Here is a 630-nt window from a genome sequence, read left to right as displayed (position 1 = left end):
TTCGCAAAAAGCCACTAGCCGCGAAACGTTACCAGCAATTTATGAAAAACGTAATAATATCAACCATCTGCATCCTAACAGCAATCAGTTGTAACTCTGAAAAATCAACTGAAAAAGAGAAGCTTATTGAGAAAATTTCTTTTCTCGAAAGAGAAAATTTAAAGTTGAAAGATTCTCTGAAAAAAGTCGAGGCGGACTTTTTATACTCTCAAATATTGATTGGAATTCCTAATACAAAAGTTATCAAAGTTGGAAAGAAAAACGAAATTGTTATGTTGCTTCAAACTTTCAATAAGACTTTGCCGAAATATGAAATTTATAAACTTGAAGGCAATAAAGAAATTAAGGTTGGAGAAAGTAATCAGACAAGGTTTGAATTTCAATTTACACCAAAAACAATTGAAGAAGATACGCTTGAACTTCTTTTAAAAATGCCGTACAATGGAAGAGTTATAAAAATTCCTGGTAAAATGACTTTAGATGTGGAAAAATAAACTGCTGGTAACAGCGGTTAGTGGCTATTGCTGGATTTTCTTGGCTTCACTCCTATTTTTCACGTAAAACTTTTTATCTTAGCGGAAAGTACGCAGTTCGTTGGCTTCGCAAAAAGCCACTAGCCGCGAAACGTTA

General features: G+C 33.5%; 1 protein-coding gene. It reads left to right on the top strand.

The annotated features are described in order from the left end of the window. A partial coding sequence (locus SK086_RS13595) for a hypothetical protein (RefSeq protein WP_324692347.1) occupies positions 1 to 494 on the top strand: 494 nt, incomplete at its 5' end. Positions 495 to 630 lie beyond the last annotated feature (136 nt).

Source organism: Flavobacterium cheonhonense, assembly GCF_035671315.1.
GTDB lineage: Bacteria > Bacteroidota > Bacteroidia > Flavobacteriales > Flavobacteriaceae > Flavobacterium > Flavobacterium cheonhonense.
Note: the sequence above shows the minus strand (reverse complement) of the source record. Positions and strands in the feature narration are given on the sequence as shown.